The following is an 18,142-nucleotide window of genomic DNA, read 5'->3' on the forward strand; positions in this document are numbered from 1 at the left end:
ATGGCGGCCATCCACTCCACGGCAGTCATCGATCCGAAGGCCGAGCTCGACAGCTCGGTCGAGGTGGGTCCGTACACCATCATCGGTCCGCACGTGCGCATCGGCGCTGGCACCAAGGTTGGCCCGCACGTGGTCATCGATGGCCACACGACGATCGGCAGCGACAACCACCTGTTCCAGTTTTCCTCCATCGGCGCGCAGCCGCAGGATAAAAAATGGGCGGGCGAGGCGACGCGCCTGGAAATCGGCGACCGCAACACCATCCGCGAATTCTGCACCTTCAACACGGGCACCGTGCAGGGCGGCGGCGTCACACGCCTGGGCAACGACAACTGGATCTCGGCGTATGTGCACCTGGCGCACGACTGCCTGGTGGGCAACAACACGATTTTTTCGAACAACGCGCAGCTGGCGGGCCACGTGGAAATCGGCGACTGGGTCATCATGAGCGGCTTCGCCAATGTGCACCAGTTCTGCAAGATCGGCGCGCACGCCTTTGTCGGCATGAGCACCAGCCTGACGCAGGACGTGCCACCGTTCGTCCTGTTGAACGGCAACCCGGCGCAGGCCCATGGCGTCAATATCGAAGGCTTGAAACGCCGCGGCTTTACGCGCGAGCAGATCAACGGTATCCGCACCGCGTATAAACTCATCTACCGCTCGGGACTGACCCTGGAAGAATCCAAGGCAGCTCTGTTCGAAGAAGAGACGGCAGCGGCGCCCGAGGTGGCGGAACACATTCGCGCCATGCGCGAATTCCTTGGCGTGGCGTCGCGTGGCATCGTCCGCTGACCATTCCAGCGGCCTGCCGGTCGCCAATGTCGCCATCGTCGCCGGCGAGGTGTCGGGCGACCTGCTGGCCAGCCGGCTGCTGTCAGGCCTCGTGCCGCAGCTGCCCGGCGCGCGCTTCCACGGCATAGGCGGCGAGCACATGGCCAGGCAGGGTTTTGTTTCCGACTGGCCGCTCGACAAGCTGACCGTGCGCGGCCTGTTCGAGATCATTCCCCGCTACCGCGAGATCAAGGGCATCCAGAACGCGCTGCGCGACCAGCTGCTGGCCGAGCGTCCCGCCGTCTTCATCGGCGCGGACTATCCGGGTTTTAACCTGGGACTGGAACAGCAGCTCAAGGAAGGCGGCATCCCCACCGTGCATTACATCGGGCCGCAGATCTGGGCCTGGCGCGGTGGCCGCATCAAAAAAATCATCAAGGCCGTCTCGCACATGTTGGTGATCTTCCCATTCGAGGAGGATATCTATCGCAAGGCGGGCGTGCCCGTCACCTATGTCGGCCATCCGCTGGCCGAGATGATTCCCTTGCAGCCCGATGAAGCGGCCGCGCGGCGCACCCTGGGTTTGCCCGAAGACGCGAATGTCGTGACCCTGATGCCGGGCAGTCGCATGGGCGAACTCAAATACAATACCGTGGCCTTTGTCGGCGCCTGCAAGCTGCTGCTGGCGCGCGACCGCTCCCTGCGTTTCGTTGCGCCCATGGCCGGCGAAAAGCAGCGCCAGTACTTCCTGCAATTGATAGCGGAAGCGGGCTTGCAGGACGTCGAGATTTTGCTCACGGACGGCGGCTCGCACACGGCCATCTGCGCCGCCGATGCCGTGCTGGTGGCCTCCGGCACGGCGTCGCTGGAAGTGGCGCTGTACAAGAAGCCCATGGTCATCGCCTACAAGATGATGCGCGCCTCGTGGGAAATCATGCGCCACATGGGCTACCAGCCATGGATCGGTTTGCCCAACATCCTGGCGCGCGACTACCTGGTGCCCGAGCTGCTGCAAAACGCGGCCAACCCCGAAGCGCTGGCCGAGGCCATGTGGCGACAGCTGAGCGACGTGCCGGGCCGTTTGCGCCTGGTGCAGCGCTTCACGGACATGCATCACAGCCTGCTGCGCGACAGCGCGCAGGAAAGTGCGAATGCCGTCATGCAGGTCATCGCCGCACACCGCAAGTAAGCACCGTTTCAATCGCAGTTCCTACCAAAGATTCAACGTGAAAAATATCTATCCCGGCCTGTTTGACGACTTGCCATTCTCGCTCGATGAAATCATCTGCGGCGTCGACGAGGCAGGCCGCGGTCCGCTGGCCGGCCCCGTGTTCGCCGCCGCCGTGATCCTCGACCCGCACCAGCCCATCGACGGCTTGCGCGATTCGAAAAAACTCAGCGAAGCGAAACGCGACCTGCTGGCACCGCAGATCAAGGCCAAGGCCCTGGCCTGGGCCATCGCCGAAGCGTCGGAAGAAGAGATCGACCGCCTGAACATCTTGCAGGCGTCGATGCTGGCCATGCGCCGCGCCGTCGAGGCCCTGGCGACCGTGCCGACCCTGGCCCTGATCGACGGCAACCGCTGCCCCGTGATGCCGATACGCGGCATGGCCATCGTCGGTGGCGACGACAAGGTCGATTCGATTTCCGCCGCCTCGATCCTGGCCAAGACGGCGCGCGACGCGGCCCTCGTGCACCTGCATGCGGCCTATCCCGAATACTGCTTCGATCAGCACAAGGGTTATGGCACCAAATTGCACCTGGAGCGCCTGCACCTGCACGGCGCCTCGCCCGTACACCGCCGCTCGTTCGCGCCCGTGCGCAACGTGATCGCCCTGTTTGGCGGGCAGGAGGTGGCGGCATGAAGACGATCACTTCGCGCGACAATGCGCAATACAAGGATTTGCTGAAACTGGCGGGCAGTTCGCAGGCGCGCCGCAAGTCGGGCCGGACCCTGCTCGACGGCGTGCACCTGTGCCAGTCGTATCTGCAGCTGCGCGGCATGCCGGAGCAGTGCATCGTCAGCGAAAGTGCCTTGCAGAACCCGGAAGTGGCGGAGATCGTCGGCCAGCTGGAAAGCCAGCGCGCGCATGTACTGGGTTTGCCCGACGCGCTGTACAACGCCGTGAGCCAGGTCGAACATGGCGTGGGCGTGATGTTCCTCATCGAGACGCCGGAACGGGCCGTTACGCAACCGCTGAGCGTGTCGGCCGTGCTGCTCGATAACCTGCAAGACCCGGGCAACGTGGGGTCGATTTTGCGCAGCGCGGCCGCCGCCGGCATCACGCAGGTCTACTGCAGCGCCGGCACGGCCTTCTGCTGGTCGCCGAAGGTGCTGCGCGCGGCCATGGGCGCGCACTTCGTGCTCGACATCTTTGAAAACGTCGATCTGGCCGCGCTGGTTGCGGGCGCCAAGGTGGCGACCCTGGCCACCAGCGGCTACGCCACGAAGCAGCTGTATGACGTCGACCTGCGCCAGCCCGTCGCCTGGCTGTTCGGCCATGAAGGGCAGGGCGTGGCCGACGACCTGCTGTCGATGGCGACGCACCAGGTGGTCATTCCGCACCTGGGCCAGATTGAATCGCTGAACGTGGCCGCCTGCGCCGCCGTCTGCTTCTTCGAGCAGCTGCGCCAGGGCCGGTCCTGAACAGGGTAGCCATGTCTTTTCCTCTGCTTGCCGACGGTGCTGTACGTGATGAGGCCTGGTGGCGCCAGGTGGCCGCGTTTTATCCCGCGCCGCCGGACGCCATCGTCAATCTCGAACATGGCTATTTCGGCGCCATGGCCGCGCCCGTGCAAGCGGCGTTCGAGCAGGCCGTGCGCTACACCAACGAGCAACTGAGTCCTTTCGTGCGCGGCGAGTTCACGCGCACGCATGTGGACATTCTGCGCCAGCGCGTCGCCGCGCTGATCGGCGCGCAGCCGCACGAGATCCTGCTGACCCGTAGCGGCACCGAGTCCATGCAGGTCCTGATCACGCAATACCATGGCCTGGCGCCCGGCGATACGGTTCTATGGAGTAATCTCGATTATCCGGCGATGCGCACGGCCATGCGCTGGCTGGCGCAGCGTCGTGGCGTCACCAGCACGCAAGTCACACTGAGTTTGCCCGTCAGCGATGACGAGATCGTCGCCCGTTACGCGCAAGCCATGCGCCAGGCCGTCAAGCCCAAGTTGCTGCTGCTGTCGCAGGTGGCGCCGGCCAATGGTCAACAACTACCGCTCAAGGACATCATGGCGCTGGCGCGCGAACACGGCATCGACGTGCTGCTCGACAGCGCCCATGCGCTGGGGCAGGTCGACGTGGACGTGCAGGCCATGGGCGTCGATTTCGCCGGTTTCAATCTGCACAAATGGCTGGGGGCGCCGGCGGGACTCGGTGTCGTGTATATCTGCGCATCGCAGCTGCACAAGATCGAGCCGCACTATGGCGACGATGATTATCCGCTGGACGATATCCGTAGCCGCTTGCACATGGGCATGCCGCCGATCGGCGCCATCCTGGCCGCGCCTGCCGCGTTGGATTTCCATGCGTGCCTGGGCGGCACGCCGGCCAAGAACGAACGCCTGGCCTGGCTGCGCGATTACTGGGTCAGTCGCGCCGCGCAACTGCCCGGCGTGCGCATGTTGTCGCCGCTCGATGCGAGGCGCGGCACGGCGCTGGTCGCCTTTGCCGTCGACGGCATGAGCGCGCGCGATCTGCAGCAAGCCTTGCTGCAGCGCTTCGGCGTCTTTACCGTGCAGCGCAATATCGGCGATACCGATGTCGTGCGCGCCACGGTCGCCATCACGACCACCACCAGTGAACTCGATCAGCTGGTCGCCGCGCTGACGGTGCTCTCCAGCGAGGTGACCACCTGACAAAACCGAAGCGCAGTAGGTTTGGTCAGGTGTTTTTCTCAGTATTCGCGGCGGTTCGGTTTGATTTCCTGCAGGATCGTCGTGGAGATTTCCTCGATCGACTTGGTGGTCGACGACAGCCAGCGTATTCCCTCGCGTTTCATCATTTTTTCCGCCTCGTTGACCTCGTAACGGCAATTTTCGATGGCCGCATACTTGCTGCCAGCGCGTCTTTCGTTGCGTATTTCCGACAAACGTTCGGGCGTAATGCTCAATCCGAAAATTTTATTCTTAAATTCCAGCAGGGCCGACGGCAGCTTGTCGCGCTCGAAATCGTCGGGAATCAGCGGATAATTGGCCGCCTTGATCCCGTATTGCATGGCCAGATACAGGCTGGTCGGGGTCTTGCCAGAGCGCGAAACACCCACCAGAATGACATCGGCCGATGACAGGTTCTTATGCGACTGGCCGTCGTCGTGCGCCAGCGAATAGTTGATCGCCTCGATGCGGTTCTTGTATTCCTCGCTGTCGACGATGTTGTGCGAGCGGCCGATGGTATGGGTCGACATGACGCCCAGTTCCTGCTCCAGCGGGGCGACAAAGGTCTGGATCAGGTCCATGTGCATGCCGCTGGATTTGCGGATCACGGCCGACAGGTCGTTCTTCACCAGGGTGGAGAAAATGATCGGACGCTGGCCGTCGCTGGCAAACGCCTCGTTGATCTTGCGCGCCGCCTCATGGGCCTTGTCCATGGTGTCGATGAAGGGCAGGCGGATCTGGCGGAAGCGCAGATCGAACTGCGTCAGCACCGAGTGGCCGAACGTCTCGGCGGTGATGCCGGTGCCGTCGGAAACGAAGAAGACGGTGCGGGCCGCGGAGGGCAGAGGAGGGCGTGGTTCTTGTGTCATGGGTTTTCGGATCAAGATTGTGCGTCGTCAATTTGCGCCGCACAAGGTAAAATGGCTGCAACGGTATGATTGTGCTGCACGACGCCAAGAATAACAAGAAGACTGTCTGTGCGCCGCGCGTAAAGATTTCTATCATCAGTAAGGGTGTCATTATGACCAACGCAGTATCGCAACAGCAGGAAGACAAGGACGCGGTGTATGTTGCCTCGTTCGAGCATTTGCGCATGACGGATGTCGAATCCGTCGGCGGCAAGAACGCCTCCCTGGGCGAAATGATCAGCCAGCTGGCGGAAGCCGGCGTGCGCGTGCCCGGTGGCTTTGCCACCACGGCGCAGGCATTCCGCGATTTCCTGTCGTATAGCGCCAACGGCGGCTTGCCGCTGGCCGAACGCATCGCCCAGCGCCTCGAAGGGCTGAATATCGATGACGTGCGTTCGCTGGCGCAAGCCGGTGCCGAGATCCGTCAATGGATCGTGGAAACGCCATTCCAGCCACGCCTGGCCGCTGAAATCGACCAGTTCTACGCCAAGCTGGTGGCCGACTCCGACACGGAAATGTCGTTTGCCGTGCGCTCCTCCGCCACGGCGGAAGACTTGCCGGACGCGTCTTTTGCTGGTCAGCAAGAAACCTTCCTGAACGTGGTCGGCATCGACAACGTGCTCGAGGCCATGAAACAGGTGTTCGCGTCGCTGTATAACGACCGCGCCATCTCGTATCGCGTACATAAAGGCTTTACGCACGCTGAAGTGGCATTGTCGGCCGGCGTGCAGCGCATGGTGCGTTCCGACCTGGGTGCGGCCGGCGTGATGTTCACCATCGACACGGAATCGGGCTTCAAGGATGTGGTCTTCGTCACCTCCAGCTATGGCCTCGGTGAAACCGTGGTGCAGGGCGCCGTCAATCCCGACGAATTCTATGTGCACAAGCCGATGCTGGAAAAAGGCAAGTCGCCTGTGATCCGCCGCAATATCGGCTCGAAGCTGCTGAAGATGGAATTCACGAACGAAGCGAAAGCTGGCCGTTCCGTGAAAACCGTCGACGTGCCCGTCGAAATGCGCAACCGCTACTCGCTGAACGACAGCGAAGTGGTGGAGCTGGCCAAATACGCCGTCATCATCGAGAACCACTACGGCCGTCCGATGGACATCGAGTGGGGCAAGGATGGCCGCGACGGCAAGCTGTACATCCTGCAAGCGCGTCCTGAAACCGTCAAGTCGCAGCAAAAGGCGACCGACGTGCAGGAGCGCTTCAAGCTGAAAAGCACGGGCACCGTGCTGACGTCCGGCCGCGCCATCGGCCAGAAGATCGGCGCCGGCCCTGTGCGCGTGATTCACGACCCGGCCGACATGGAGCGTGTGCAGCCAGGCGACGTGCTCGTTGCCGACATGACGGACCCGAACTGGGAACCGGTCATGAAGCGCGCATCGGCCATCGTCACCAACCGTGGCGGCCGTACTTGCCACGCTGCAATTATTGCCCGTGAACTCGGCGTGCCGGCCGTCGTCGGCTGCGGCGACGCGACCGACGTGCTGAAAGACGGCACGTTCGTCACCGTCGTGTGCTCCGAAGGCGACGAAGGCAAGATCTACGATGGCTTGCTGGAAACGGAAGTGTCGGAAGTATCGCGCGGCGAATTGCCGAAGCTCGACACCAAGATCATGCTCAACGTGGGCAATCCGCAGCTGGCGTTCGACTTCCAGTCCGTGCCGAATGCGGGCGTGGGCCTGGCGCGCCTGGAATTCATCATCAATAACAATATTGGTGTGCATCCGCGCGCGATCCTCGAGTACCCGAACATCGATGCCGACCTGAAAAAGGCCGTGGAATCGGTGGCGCGCGGCCACGCTTCGCCGAAAGCGTTCTACATCGACAAGCTGGCCGAAGGCATCGCCACCATCGCCGCCGCGTTCTGGCCGAAAAAAGTCATCGTGCGCCTGTCCGACTTCAAGTCGAACGAGTACAAGAAGCTGATCGGCGGTTCGCGTTACGAGCCGGACGAGGAAAACCCGATGCTGGGCTTCCGCGGCGCGGCGCGCTACCTGTCGGCCGACTTCTCCGAAGCGTTCAACATGGAATGCGAAGCGATGAAGCGCGTGCGTAACGACATGGGCCTGACGAACGTGGAAATCATGGTGCCATTCGTACGTACCCTGGGCCAGGCCGAGAAAGTCATCGACCTGCTGGCAAAGAATGGCCTGAAGCGCGGCGAGAACGACTTGCGCGTCATCATGATGTGCGAAGTACCGTCGAACGCCATCCTGGCCGACCAGTTCCTCGACCATTTCGATGGCTTCTCGATCGGTTCGAACGACCTGACCCAGCTGACCCTGGGCCTGGACCGCGATTCCGGCATGGAATTGCTGGCCGCCGACTTCGACGAGCGCGACCCTGCCGTGAAAGCCCTGCTGGCCCTGGCCATCAAGGCTTGCCTGGCACGCGGCAAGTACATCGGCATTTGCGGCCAGGGTCCTTCGGACCACCCTGACTTCGCCGTCTGGCTGATGGAGCAGGGCATCGAATCGATGTCCCTGAATCCCGACTCGGTGATCGATACCTGGCAAAAGCTCGCTGCGCTGAAAGCGTAAGCATCTTTATCGCCGTCTGAAAACCCGCTGCCGCTCACCCGGCAGCGGGTTTTTTTACGCCTGCCATGCGGCGCACGGCAGTATCCGATGGGCTTGCGCCAGATCAGCTAAAATGATTCCACCAATACATTGAAACGGGAGTTCACATGGCAAGCAAGAAACCGAGCAAAGTTGCAAAGATCGACATCGGCATTTCCGAGGCGGACCGCGCGAAGATTGCGGAAGGCCTGTCCGGCCTGCTGGCCGACAGCTACACCTTGTACCTGATGACCCATAATTTTCACTGGAACGTCAAGGGGCCGATGTTCAACACCCTGCACCTGATGTTCATGACGCAATACACGGAGCAGTGGGCCGCGCTGGACCTGATCGCCGAGCGCATCCGCGCCCTCGGCTACCCGGCGCCGGGCACCTACAAGGAATTCGTCAAGCTCGCTTCGATCAAGGAAATCGACGGTGTGCCGCCGGCGCTGGAGATGGTCAGCCATCTGGTGTCGGCACAGGAAGCGACCGCGCGCACGGCGCGCCGCCTGTTCCCGCTGCTGGAAAAAGCCAATGACCAGCCGACGGCCGACCTGATTACGCAGCGCCTCGATTTGCATGAGAAGACGGCGTGGATGCTGCGCAGCCTGCTCGAGGAATAAATCCCCTACTGGCGGCGCTAATTCGCCCCTGGCTATTGACGCCATCCGGAATTGCGTTAGACTGCTTGTATATAGGTGTTTGGCAAGAATAATATCAGGCAGTACAGCGCATTAAACCCCGTCGCTTATATAGGCTGCGGGGTTTTTTATTTTCGGATTCACAAAGATGGAGGCATCATGGCTGAATGGGTGGGCTGGTTTGTAGCGGCTGGCGCGGTATTGATCCTGGAGCTGTTTACAGGCACGTTTTATTTGCTGATGATCGCCATCGGCGTCAGTGCCGGAGGATTGGTGGCGCTGGCGGGCGGAAATGGCAGCTGGCAGGCCCTGACGGCCGCGATTGTCGGCGTGGCGGCCACGCTGTTATTGCGGCGCAGCCGTTTTGGCAAGGCGGCGCGGCGCGATGCGGCGCAGGATCCGAATGTGAATCTCGATATCGGCCAAAGCGTGGCGGTCGCGCATTGGGTCGATGGCGCGGCGCGCGTCATGTATCGCGGCGCCTTGTGGGATGTGGAACTGATACCCGGCAGCGATACGCAGGCCGGTCATTACACCATACGTGCCGTGCGTGGCAGCCGTTTGATAGTTGGATAACCTGGAGAATAGATTATGGAAGTAAGCATCGGAAGCGTATCGCTGATCTTGTTATTGCTGGCGTTGGTATTTGTCTTCAAGACGGTCAATGTCGTGCCGCAGCAGCATGCCTGGGTGGTGGAACGCCTGGGCAAGTTCCACGCGGTATTGGGTCCTGGCCTGAATATTGTCGTGCCTTTTGTTGACCGTATCGCTTACAAGCATGTGCTCAAGGAAATTCCACTCGATGTGCCGCCGCAGGTGTGCATTACGCGCGACAATACGCAATTGCAGGTCGATGGCATTCTGTATTTCCAGATTACCGATGCCATGCGGGCTTCCTATGGTTCGTCGAATTATATTGCCGCCATTACGCAACTGGCGCAAACGACCTTGCGCTCGGTGATCGGTAAAATGGAACTCGACAAGACATTTGAAGAACGCGACCATATCAATACGGCCATCGTGAATGCCATCGATGAATCGGCGGCGAATTGGGGCGTTAAGGTATTGCGCTATGAAATCAAGGATTTGACGCCGCCCAAGGAAATCTTGCATGCGATGCAGGCGCAGATTACGGCCGAGCGCGAAAAGCGCGCGCTGATTGCCGCGTCGGAAGGGCGCAAGCAGGAGCAGATTAATATCGCCAGCGGCGAGCGCGAAGCGGCCATCGCCCGCTCCGAAGGCGAAAAGCAGGCATCGATCAACCGCGCCGAAGGCCAGGCCACGGCCATCGTCGCGCTGGCGCAGGCCAGCGCCGAGGCGCTGCGCCAGGTGGGGGCCGCCATCCGCGAGCCGGGCGGCGAAGATGCCGTCAATCTGAAAGTAGCCGAGCAGTATGTGGGCGCCTTCGCGCAATTGGCGAAAACGAATAACTCGATTATCGTGCCGGCCAATCTCGGTGATATGAGCGGTTTGATCGCCACGGCGATGCAGGTGGTGAAAACGCAGAAGCCGAAAGGCGGCGTGGCTATTCCCTGATTGCCTGCTGACCGGGTCAATGGTAGCAAGTTTGCTGTCAATACTGCCCGCTGTATAGCGGGCAGTTTTCATTTGCGCGCCCTGATTATCTGGCAGCAGCAGGAGTGGAGTATCTGTGGCTGAGTGTGTAACGCTGAAAATATTTTCTTCATGCTATGCTATGCGCACTTTTGGTATTATGTGCTATCGTGCGGCGCTTGAGGTGATGCGTGAAGGCGAATATGTGGCACCTATGTATATTGTGCATGCCGGTGCGGCGCTTGGAGGTGATGCGTGACAGGCGATAGTATTGGCCCTATGTATATTTTGAATTGCTATTTTTAATTACTATAAATTGCAATGAAACAAAAAGTATTGCAAAATAAATGCGGCCGATGACGTTGTATTGAATCGTTGCCGCACAAAGCAGGGCTACTTGTGCAGAGGGCCCATGTGCGATGTCCGCCCCACTTGATTGAAGACTGCATCGCTTGAAAGCCGGGGAAGTGGGGCTTTGAGTAAAAGAATTGTAAAAAACAATCAAATCTTCAGAAAAATCACCTCAGTCGCGTTACAATTGGATAGAATTTAACTGTTCAGTTATATTTTTCAACTCACACAAGGAAATATCATGGATCTGTCCAGCTTATCCCTGTCCGAACTGCGCACCTTGCAGGACGACATCAAGAAGCAAATGAAAAAACGCGAACAGGACGATCTGTCCAAAGCGCGCGAACAAATCCTGGCGATCGCCCAGAGCGTCGGCGTTTCCGTAAAAGATCTGGTGGGCACGGGTATCCGCGCTAAAACCGGCACGGTTGCGGTACGCTATCGCAATCCGGATGATGCGACGCAACAATGGACAGGCCGTGGCCGTCAACCGAAATGGGTCAAAGAGTGGACCGATTCGGGCAAGTCGCGTGATCTGCTGAAGGTGTAATGTAATACGCCATTCATTCGGATGCTTGTCCTGTGGAGTAGTACAGGTGTAGTACAAGGCAGCATGCAAGCATCCGGCACTTTCCTGATTATCGTCTTTGGCCAGACAGGCAAAGCGGATTCGCATCACTTATCTTCCCGGTATTTTCGCCCATACCAGTCTTATTTCCGCCGTATCTCTTCCTTCTCCTGTTTGCATCCCGTCGCGCCATGCTTTTCATCTTGCCGCAGGCAATCGGCAAAATAAAACCCGGCATATAGCCGGGCTTGCTGGTATAGACGCAGCACGCTGTGCGCAGTGCCGGATCAGCGACGGTGCGACTTCATTGCCGCCTGCACTTCGCGCGCGCCATCGCGGTCGCGTTCCGCAGCCCGTTTGTCGTGCTGCTTCTTGCCTTTGGCCAGGCCGATTTCGCATTTCACGCGGCCGCCCTTGTAGTGCAGGTTGAGTGGTACCAGGGTGTAGCCGGAGCGTTCCACCTTGCCGATCAGTTTATCCATTTCCGTGCGGTGCAGCAGCAGCTTGCGCGTGCGTACGGCTTCCGGATGGATATGGGTAGAGGCGGTCGGCAGGGCGCTGATATGCGCGCCGAACAGGAAGAGTTCATCGCCGCGGACGACGACGTAGGCTTCCTTGATTTGTACGCGGGCGTCGCGGATGGCTTTGACTTCCCAGCCTTCCAGCACGATGCCCGCTTCGTAGCGATCCTCGATAAAGTAGTCGTGGAAGGCTTTTCTGTTGTCTGCTATGGTCATGAGATGGTAAATGTGCGCGGGTCGGTTAAACTACTGTCTCGCGCAAGCGCGATAAAATCAAATGTATCCAACATCATAGCAAATGGTTCTTCAATGGCAGTAGTACATAAATCAGTTTTTCTCGGCTATAGCGCCGAACAAATGTTCGCGCTGGTGGCGGCGGTGGAGGATTATCCCAAATTCCTGCCCTGGTGCGGTGCGGTCGAGATTCGCGAGCGGGGCGAGAACACGGTTGTCGCCAGCGTGGGCATACATTACCACGGCGTGCGCCAAAGCTTCACCACGTCCAACGAGAACGTGCCGCCGTCATCCATCAAGATGAAGCTGGTGGACGGTCCTTTCAAGACCCTCGATGGCGTGTGGACCTTCAAGGCCCTGCGCGAAGACGCCTGCAAGATCGAACTGGACCTGCATTACGAGTTTTCCAGCCGCGTACTGGAACAGATCATCGGCCCCGTCTTTGGCATGATCGCCAACAGCATGGTCGACTCCTTCTGCAAGCGCGCGGAGACCGTGTATGGCTGAGGCCAGCATTCACGTGCAAGTCTGCCATGCCTTGCCGGATAGCAGCTTCCTGCGCGCCTTGACGGTGCCTGCAGGCACCACCATCGAACAGGCAGTGGCGCAGAGCGGCTTGCTGCAAGCCATCCCCGGCATCGACCTTGCCGTCAATATGGTCGGCATCTACGGCAAGAAGAAGCCGCTCGATACGGTATTGCGCGAACATGACCGCGTGGAAGTGTACCGCCCCTTGCAGGCGGACCCGAAAGAGGCGCGCCGGCGCAGGGCTGGCGGCAAGCCTGCCAAGGGCTTAGTTGCCAGCGCATCTGCCGCGCAGCTCAAGCCCAGCGCGCGCGATTCCCAGCTATGTTCAAAGGTCTTGCCGAAGTTGCAAGGACAAAAGATGAGAATTTCCGTATAATCTGCTTTTGCGCCAATAGGAAATGCTATGCGTCTACTTCAAAAAGCACTCACATTCGATGACGTGCTGCTCGTCCCAGCCTACTCCAACGTTCTGCCCGCCGATACGTCCCTCAAAACTCGCCTGACCCGCAATATCACCTTGAATATTCCCTTGCTGTCCGCAGCCATGGATACGGTGACGGAAGCTCGTCTGGCGATCGCGATGGCCCAGGAAGGCGGCATCGGCATCATCCACAAGAATTTGAATCCGAAGGACCAGGCACGTGAAGTGGCCCGCGTAAAGCGTTTCGAAGCAGGCGTGCTGCGTGATCCGATCACGATTCCGCCGGAAATGAAAATCCGCGACGTGATTGCGCTGACGGAACAATACGGCATCAGCGGTTTCCCTGTCGTCAAGGGCAAGGAAGTCGTCGGCATCATCACCAACCGCGATTTGCGTTTTGAGCAGGAACTCGACGCGGAAGCTTCCGCCAAGATGACCCCGCGCGAAAAGCTGGTGGTCGTCAAGGAAGACGCCGATACGGCCGAAGCCAAGCGCCTGATGAACAAGCACCGCCTCGAGCGCGTGCTGGTCGTCAACGACGCATTCGAACTGCGCGGCCTGATTACCGTCAAGGATATCCAGAAGTCGACTTCCCACCCGTTCGCGTCGAAAGACAGCCAGGGCAAACTGCTGGTCGGCGCTGCCGTCGGCGTGGGTGCCAAGGATGAAGAGCGCATCGACCTGCTGGTCGCTGCCGGCGTTGACGTGCTGGTGGTCGACACGGCCCACGGCCACTCGCAAGGCATCCTCGACCGCGTACGCTGGATCAAGACCAAGTATCCGCAAGTCGAAGTGATTGGCGGCAACATCGCTACCGCCGCTGCCGCCAAGGCGCTGGTGGAATACGGCGCCGATGCGGTCAAGGTCGGCATCGGTCCTGGCTCGATCTGCACCACGCGTATCGTCGCCGGTGTGGGCGTGCCGCAAATCACGGCCATCTCGAATGTGGCCGAAGCACTGGAAGGCACGGGCGTGCCATGTATCGCCGACGGCGGTATCCGCTTCTCGGGCGATATCTCGAAAGCGCTGGCCGCTGGCGCCTCGACCGTCATGATGGGTTCCATGTTTGCCGGTACGGAAGAAGCGCCAGGCGAAGTGATCCTGTACCAGGGCCGCAGCTACAAATCGTACCGCGGCATGGGTTCGCTGGGCGCGATGTCCGATGGTTCGGCTGACCGTTATTTCCAGGACGCCACCATGAAGGCCGACAAGTTCGTGCCTGAAGGTATCGAAGGCCGCGTCGCCTACAAGGGCAGCGTGCTGGCGATCATCTTCCAGTTGGTGGGCGGCGTGCGTCAATCGATGGGTTACTGCGGTTGCGCCACCATCGACGAACTGCGCGAAAAAGCGGAATTCGTGGAAATCACCTCGGCCGGCATGCGCGAGTCGCATGTCCATGATGTGCAGATCACGAAAGAAGCCCCGAACTACCGTTCCGAGTAAATAGCGACAGACCAGACCGGCGCCTAGTGCGCCGGTTTTGTAATGACCTCAGATAAAGTCCCCATCATGCATTCTAAAATCCTCATTCTCGATTTCGGTTCCCAAGTCACCCAGTTGATCGCCCGCCGCGTGCGCGATTCCGGCGTGTTTTCCGAAGTCTTCCCGTATGACGTCAGCGACGAGTTCGTGCGCAACTATGGCGCCGCCGGCGTGATCCTGTCGGGCAGCCACAATTCCACCCTGGACGGCGACTCGCCGCGTGCGCCGCAAGCCGTGTTCGAGCTGGGCGTGCCCGTGCTGGGCATCTGCTACGGCATGCAAACCATGGCGGCCCAGCTGGGCGGCAAGGTGGAAAACGGCCTGGTACGCGAATTCGGCTACGCCGAAGTGCGCGCCCGCAGCCACACCAAGTTGCTCAACGGTATCGCCGACTTCGTTACCGACGAAGGCCATGGCATGCTGAAAGTGTGGATGAGCCATGGCGACAAGGTGCTGGAGATGCCGCCAGGCTTCAAGCTGATGGGCAACACCCCGAGCTGCCCTATCGCCGCCATGGCCGATGAAGAGCGCCAGTTCTACGGCGTGCAATTCCACCCGGAGGTAACGCACACGGTGCAGGGCAAGGCCATGCTCGGCCGTTTCGTGCATGAAATCTGCGGCTGCAAATCGGACTGGAACATGCCCGACTACATCAGCGAAGCCGTGGAAAAAATCCGCGCGCAAGTGGGTACCGACGACGTCATCCTTGGCCTGTCCGGCGGCGTCGATTCCTCCGTGGCCGCTGCCCTGATCCACCGCGCCATCGGCGACCAGCTGACCTGCGTCTTCGTCGACCACGGCCTGCTGCGCCTGGACGAAGGCAAGATGGTGATGGACATGTTCGCCAAGAACTTGGGCGTGAAAGTCATCCGCGTCGATGCGGAAGACCAGTTCATGGGCCACCTGGCCGGCGTCACCGATCCTGAGCAAAAGCGCAAGATCATCGGCCGCGAATTCGTCGAAGTGTTCCAGGTGGAATCGGGCAAGCTGGTCAACGCCAAATGGCTGGCGCAAGGAACGATCTACCCGGACGTGATCGAATCGGCCGGCAAAGGTAAAAAAGGCCAGACCATCAAGAGCCACCACAACGTGGGCGGCTTGCCGGACACCATGAAGCTGAAATTGCTCGAGCCGCTGCGCGAACTGTTCAAGGACGAGGTGCGCAAGCTGGGCGTGGCTCTGGGCTTGCCGCATGACATGGTCTACCGCCACCCATTCCCTGGCCCGGGCCTCGGTGTGCGCATCCTCGGCGAAGTCAAGAAAGACTACGCCGACCTGCTGCGCCGCGCCGATGCCATCTTCATCGAAGAACTGCGCAACACGCCGTATGAGCCGGTCGTGGTTCCTGGCTTCGACCAGGATAGCGTTCCGACCAACTGGTACGAAGCGACGAGCCAGGCGTTTGCCGTCTTCCTGCCAGTCAAATCGGTGGGCGTGATGGGCGATGGCCGTACCTACGAATACGTGGTGGCCCTGCGCGCCGTGCAAACGCAGGACTTCATGACGGCCCACTGGGCGCACCTGCCGCACAGCCTGCTGGGCAAGGTCTCGAACCGCATCATCAATGAAGTGCGCGGCATCAACCGCGTCGTCTACGATATCTCTGGCAAGCCGCCGGCGACCATCGAGTGGGAATGATTTTCCACAAGGAAACTTTGCATTTCCGACTAATTGAGTGAGCCAAAGCCCTGTTTTTTACAGGGCTTTTTTTATGCCATCGATGCCGGCTCCCATTGCATGCTCTGCTGTCACAAGGCCGCGTGTTTTTTACTAGTGGTAATTGGATAGATGAAAAGTAGTTACCAAAGAGGTAAAGTTCTCAAGAAATAAATAAAGTTGCCCGATAGAAATAATTAATTTATAATTTCCTTACGTAAATAATTATTTAAGGCAACATATGCACCTGCGCTTGACGCCATGGTGCGGTGTATTTTTGTTTAGCGGCACCCTGTGTGCCGCCGTGTCCGCGCAGACCCGTCCCGAAATCGCGCCGCCCCTTCCCACCACGCCTGGCAGCAGCCAGCGCGACGATGCCAGCCAAGAATTGATACGCCAGCAAGAGCGCGAGCGCGTCCTGCGCCAGCAGCAGGAACGCAATCCCGACGTGCGCCTGCTCGAGGCGCCTGCCGCGGTGTCCGCAAACCGCTTGCCGACGGGCGAATCGCCGTGTTTTACGATTGACCATCTTGTGTTGCGGGGCGAGGATGCGGCGCAGTTCAAGTGGGCATTGAACGCCACCAACCGCGACGACCTGGGCGCGCCGGATTCTCCGCTGGGCCGTTGCCTGGGCACGCAGGCCATCAATGTACTGATGGGCCGCATGCAGAACGCCATCATCGCGCGCGGCTACGTCACTACGCGCGTGCTGGCCGAGCCGCAGGACTTGAGCAAGGGTAGTTTGGCCTTGAGCGTGATACCGGGGCGTATCCGCCAGATCGGTTTTGCGCCCGGCACGAATCCCCGGGCCACCTGGTGGAATGCCGTGCCGGCGCGGCCCGGCGACTTGCTCAACGTGCGCGATACGGAGCAGGCGCTGGAGAACTTCAAGCGCGTGCCGACGGCCGAGGCCGATATCCAGATCATGCCGGCCGAGGGCGGCAACGCCAAGCCGGGCGAGAGCGACCTGCAGATCCAGTGGAAGCAGGGCTTGCCGTTTCGGCTGGCGCTGGGCCTCGATGATGGCGGTTCGCGCTCGACAGGCAAGCTGCAGGGCAGCGTGACCCTGTCGTACGACCACTGGCTGACCCTGAACGACCTGTTTTACCTGAGCCTGAACCAGAACGTCGACGGCGACCGCAACGGCCCGCGCGGCACGGGCGGCATGGTGGCCCACTATTCGATTCCCTACGCCTACTGGCTGTTGGCCTTCACGGCCAGCGACAGCCATTACCACCAGTCCGTGGCCGGCATCAGTCAAGACTACAACTACAGCGGCGCCAGCCAGAACAAGGAAGTGAAACTCTCGCGCCTGGTGTACCGCGATGCGTCGCGCAAGACGACGGTGTCCTTGCGTGGCTGGCAACGCGCCGCGCAGAATTTCATCGACGACACGGAAGTGGAAGTGCAGCGCCGCCGCATGGCGGGCTGGGAACTGGGTATCGGTCATCGCGAATTCATGGGACAGGCCACCTTGGACTTGAACCTGCAATACCGGCGCGGCACGGGCGCGATGCATGCGATGGCGGCGCCCGAGGAAGCATTTGGCGAGGGCACGTCGCGTTTCAAACTCGTCCTGGCCGACGCGGCCCTGTCGGCGCCGTTCAAGCTGGCTGGCCAGCCGCTGCGCTACGCGGGCAGCTGGCGCATGCAGCACAACCGCACGCCGCTGGTGCCGCAAGACCGCTTTGCCATCGGCGGGCGCTACACGGTACGTGGCTACGACGGCGAAAGCAGCTTGTCCGCCGAGCGCGGCTGGCTGCTGCGCAATGAGCTCGGCGTGCCGCTGGGCAGCAGCGGCCAGGAAGCGTATGCCGGGCTGGACCACGGCGAAGTGTCGGGGCCATCCGCCGAATGGCTGATTGCGCGGCGCCTGACGGGCGGCTTCGTCGGTTTGCGCGGCCAGTGGCTGGGCGTGCAGTACGACGCCTTTGTCGGCTGGCCCGTGCGCAAACCCGAGCTGTTCCGTACGGCCAGCCATACGGCCGGCTTCAGCCTGAACGCCAGTTACTAAGACGCCGCCATCGATCAGTTGTCATCTCCCTTTATCGCATCATTTAA

Annotated in this window: 16 protein-coding genes and 1 pseudogene; 15 read left to right on the forward strand and 2 right to left on the reverse strand. The window is 60.5% G+C overall.

Features of this window, described 5'->3' with window-relative positions:
- From lpxA to AC4BCN_RS13385, 5 genes are read left to right on the forward strand one after another with little or no spacing between them, the layout of a single operon-like run.
- Positions 1 to 792 (forward strand): acyl-ACP--UDP-N-acetylglucosamine O-acyltransferase, encoded by a 792-nt coding sequence (gene lpxA / locus AC4BCN_RS13365; protein WP_485879831.1) that lies wholly within the window; start codon positions 1 to 3, stop codon positions 790 to 792.
- Positions 776 to 1,960, forward strand: a complete 1,185-nt coding sequence (gene lpxB / locus AC4BCN_RS13370; RefSeq protein WP_490493510.1) for a lipid-A-disaccharide synthase — start codon at positions 776 to 778, stop codon at positions 1,958 to 1,960. The genes lpxA and lpxB overlap by 17 nt, the downstream gene beginning before the upstream one ends.
- A gap of 37 nt (positions 1,961 to 1,997) precedes the next feature.
- Positions 1,998 to 2,636 (forward strand): ribonuclease HII, encoded by a 639-nt coding sequence (gene rnhB / locus AC4BCN_RS13375; RefSeq protein WP_139092755.1) that lies wholly within the window; start codon positions 1,998 to 2,000, stop codon positions 2,634 to 2,636.
- Complete coding sequence (locus AC4BCN_RS13380) at positions 2,633 to 3,418, forward strand: TrmH family RNA methyltransferase (RefSeq protein ID WP_139092756.1); 786 nt, start codon at positions 2,633 to 2,635, stop codon at positions 3,416 to 3,418. Before rnhB ends, AC4BCN_RS13380 begins: the two co-directional genes overlap by 4 nt.
- Positions 3,419 to 3,429: 11 nt before the next feature.
- Complete coding sequence (locus AC4BCN_RS13385; protein WP_490493511.1) at positions 3,430 to 4,632, forward strand: aminotransferase class V-fold PLP-dependent enzyme; 1,203 nt, start codon at positions 3,430 to 3,432, stop codon at positions 4,630 to 4,632.
- Between the two features lie 38 nt (positions 4,633 to 4,670).
- On the opposite strand, the gene ppsR is transcribed toward AC4BCN_RS13385, so the two are convergent.
- Positions 4,671 to 5,519 carry a posphoenolpyruvate synthetase regulatory kinase/phosphorylase PpsR gene (ppsR, locus tag AC4BCN_RS13390; RefSeq protein WP_034752226.1) on the reverse strand — a complete coding sequence of 283 codons (849 nt, stop codon included), beginning with the start codon at positions 5,517 to 5,519 and terminating at the stop codon, positions 4,671 to 4,673.
- Positions 5,520 to 5,671: 152 nt separating this feature from the next.
- Between ppsR and ppsA the strand changes: the two genes are divergently transcribed.
- From ppsA to AC4BCN_RS13415, 5 genes are all read left to right on the forward strand, one after another.
- Positions 5,672 to 8,104: a phosphoenolpyruvate synthase gene (ppsA, locus tag AC4BCN_RS13395; protein WP_034752367.1), complete on the forward strand. Its 2,433-nt coding sequence runs from the start codon at positions 5,672 to 5,674 to the stop codon at positions 8,102 to 8,104.
- Positions 8,105 to 8,250: 146 nt separating this feature from the next.
- Complete coding sequence (locus AC4BCN_RS13400; RefSeq protein WP_046684974.1) at positions 8,251 to 8,748, forward strand: Dps family protein; 498 nt, start codon at positions 8,251 to 8,253, stop codon at positions 8,746 to 8,748.
- Between the two features lie 177 nt (positions 8,749 to 8,925).
- Entirely contained in the window at positions 8,926 to 9,342 is a 417-nt protein-coding gene (locus tag AC4BCN_RS13405) for an NfeD family protein (RefSeq protein ID WP_034752222.1), read from the forward strand.
- Between the two features lie 15 nt (positions 9,343 to 9,357).
- Complete coding sequence (locus tag AC4BCN_RS13410) at positions 9,358 to 10,302, forward strand: SPFH domain-containing protein (RefSeq protein ID WP_034752220.1); 945 nt, start codon at positions 9,358 to 9,360, stop codon at positions 10,300 to 10,302.
- A 610-nt stretch (positions 10,303 to 10,912) separates the two neighbouring features.
- Entirely contained in the window at positions 10,913 to 11,221 is a 309-nt protein-coding gene (locus AC4BCN_RS13415; RefSeq protein WP_010397665.1) for an H-NS histone family protein, read from the forward strand.
- Positions 11,222 to 11,526: 305 nt separating this feature from the next.
- Here the strand turns inward: AC4BCN_RS13415 and smpB are convergent, their stop codons facing one another.
- Positions 11,527 to 11,976, reverse strand: a complete 450-nt coding sequence (smpB, locus tag AC4BCN_RS13420; RefSeq protein ID WP_034752217.1) for an SsrA-binding protein SmpB — start codon at positions 11,974 to 11,976, stop codon at positions 11,527 to 11,529.
- 93 nt (positions 11,977 to 12,069) lie between these two features.
- On the opposite strand from smpB, the gene AC4BCN_RS13425 reads away from it, so the two are divergent.
- The 5 genes and pseudogenes from AC4BCN_RS13425 to AC4BCN_RS13445 all read left to right on the forward strand — a co-directional run bounded on the left by AC4BCN_RS13425 (position 12,070) and on the right by AC4BCN_RS13445 (position 18,095).
- Positions 12,070 to 12,501 (forward strand): type II toxin-antitoxin system RatA family toxin, encoded by a 432-nt coding sequence (locus AC4BCN_RS13425; protein ID WP_034752216.1) that lies wholly within the window; start codon positions 12,070 to 12,072, stop codon positions 12,499 to 12,501.
- A pseudogene (locus tag AC4BCN_RS13430) lies at positions 12,494 to 12,784 on the forward strand (RnfH family protein); the annotation flags it as partial. The gene AC4BCN_RS13425 and the pseudogene AC4BCN_RS13430, both read left to right, overlap by 8 nt.
- A 141-nt stretch (positions 12,785 to 12,925) precedes the next feature.
- Positions 12,926 to 14,386, forward strand: a complete 1,461-nt coding sequence (guaB, locus tag AC4BCN_RS13435) for an IMP dehydrogenase (protein WP_034752206.1) — start codon at positions 12,926 to 12,928, stop codon at positions 14,384 to 14,386.
- 66 nt (positions 14,387 to 14,452) lie between these two features.
- A complete protein-coding gene (guaA, locus tag AC4BCN_RS13440; protein WP_034752205.1) occupies positions 14,453 to 16,063 on the forward strand; it encodes a glutamine-hydrolyzing GMP synthase in 1,611 nt (536 codons plus the stop codon).
- Positions 16,064 to 16,322: 259 nt separating this feature from the next.
- On the forward strand, positions 16,323 to 18,095 hold the full coding sequence (locus AC4BCN_RS13445; RefSeq protein WP_338682085.1) for a ShlB/FhaC/HecB family hemolysin secretion/activation protein: 1,773 nt from the start codon (positions 16,323 to 16,325) through the stop codon (positions 18,093 to 18,095).
- Positions 18,096 to 18,142 lie beyond the last annotated feature (47 nt).

The organism is Janthinobacterium sp. Bl 1 (genome assembly GCF_058215535.1).

Bases quoted from the DNA above. Each gene is read 5' to 3' on its own strand.
- lpxA (WP_485879831.1), top strand. From the start codon at position 1: ATGGCGGCCATCCACTCCACGGCAGTCATCGATCCGAAGGCCGAGCTC.
- AC4BCN_RS13380 (WP_139092756.1), top strand. From the start codon at position 2,633: ATGAAGACGATCACTTCGCGCGACAATGCGCAATACAAGGATTTGCTG.
- AC4BCN_RS13385 (WP_490493511.1), top strand. From the start codon at position 3,430: ATGTCTTTTCCTCTGCTTGCCGACGGTGCTGTACGTGATGAGGCCTGG.
- ppsR (WP_034752226.1), bottom strand. From the start codon at position 5,519: ATGACACAAGAACCACGCCCTCCTCTGCCCTCCGCGGCCCGCACCGTC.
- ppsA (WP_034752367.1), top strand. From the start codon at position 5,672: ATGACCAACGCAGTATCGCAACAGCAGGAAGACAAGGACGCGGTGTAT.
- AC4BCN_RS13400 (WP_046684974.1), top strand. From the start codon at position 8,251: ATGGCAAGCAAGAAACCGAGCAAAGTTGCAAAGATCGACATCGGCATT.
- AC4BCN_RS13405 (WP_034752222.1), top strand. From the start codon at position 8,926: ATGGCTGAATGGGTGGGCTGGTTTGTAGCGGCTGGCGCGGTATTGATC.
- AC4BCN_RS13410 (WP_034752220.1), top strand. From the start codon at position 9,358: ATGGAAGTAAGCATCGGAAGCGTATCGCTGATCTTGTTATTGCTGGCG.
- AC4BCN_RS13415 (WP_010397665.1), top strand. From the start codon at position 10,913: ATGGATCTGTCCAGCTTATCCCTGTCCGAACTGCGCACCTTGCAGGAC.
- smpB (WP_034752217.1), bottom strand. From the start codon at position 11,976: ATGACCATAGCAGACAACAGAAAAGCCTTCCACGACTACTTTATCGAG.
- AC4BCN_RS13425 (WP_034752216.1), top strand. From the start codon at position 12,070: ATGGCAGTAGTACATAAATCAGTTTTTCTCGGCTATAGCGCCGAACAA.
- guaB (WP_034752206.1), top strand. From the start codon at position 12,926: ATGCGTCTACTTCAAAAAGCACTCACATTCGATGACGTGCTGCTCGTC.
- guaA (WP_034752205.1), top strand. From the start codon at position 14,453: ATGCATTCTAAAATCCTCATTCTCGATTTCGGTTCCCAAGTCACCCAG.
- AC4BCN_RS13445 (WP_338682085.1), top strand. From the start codon at position 16,323: ATGCACCTGCGCTTGACGCCATGGTGCGGTGTATTTTTGTTTAGCGGC.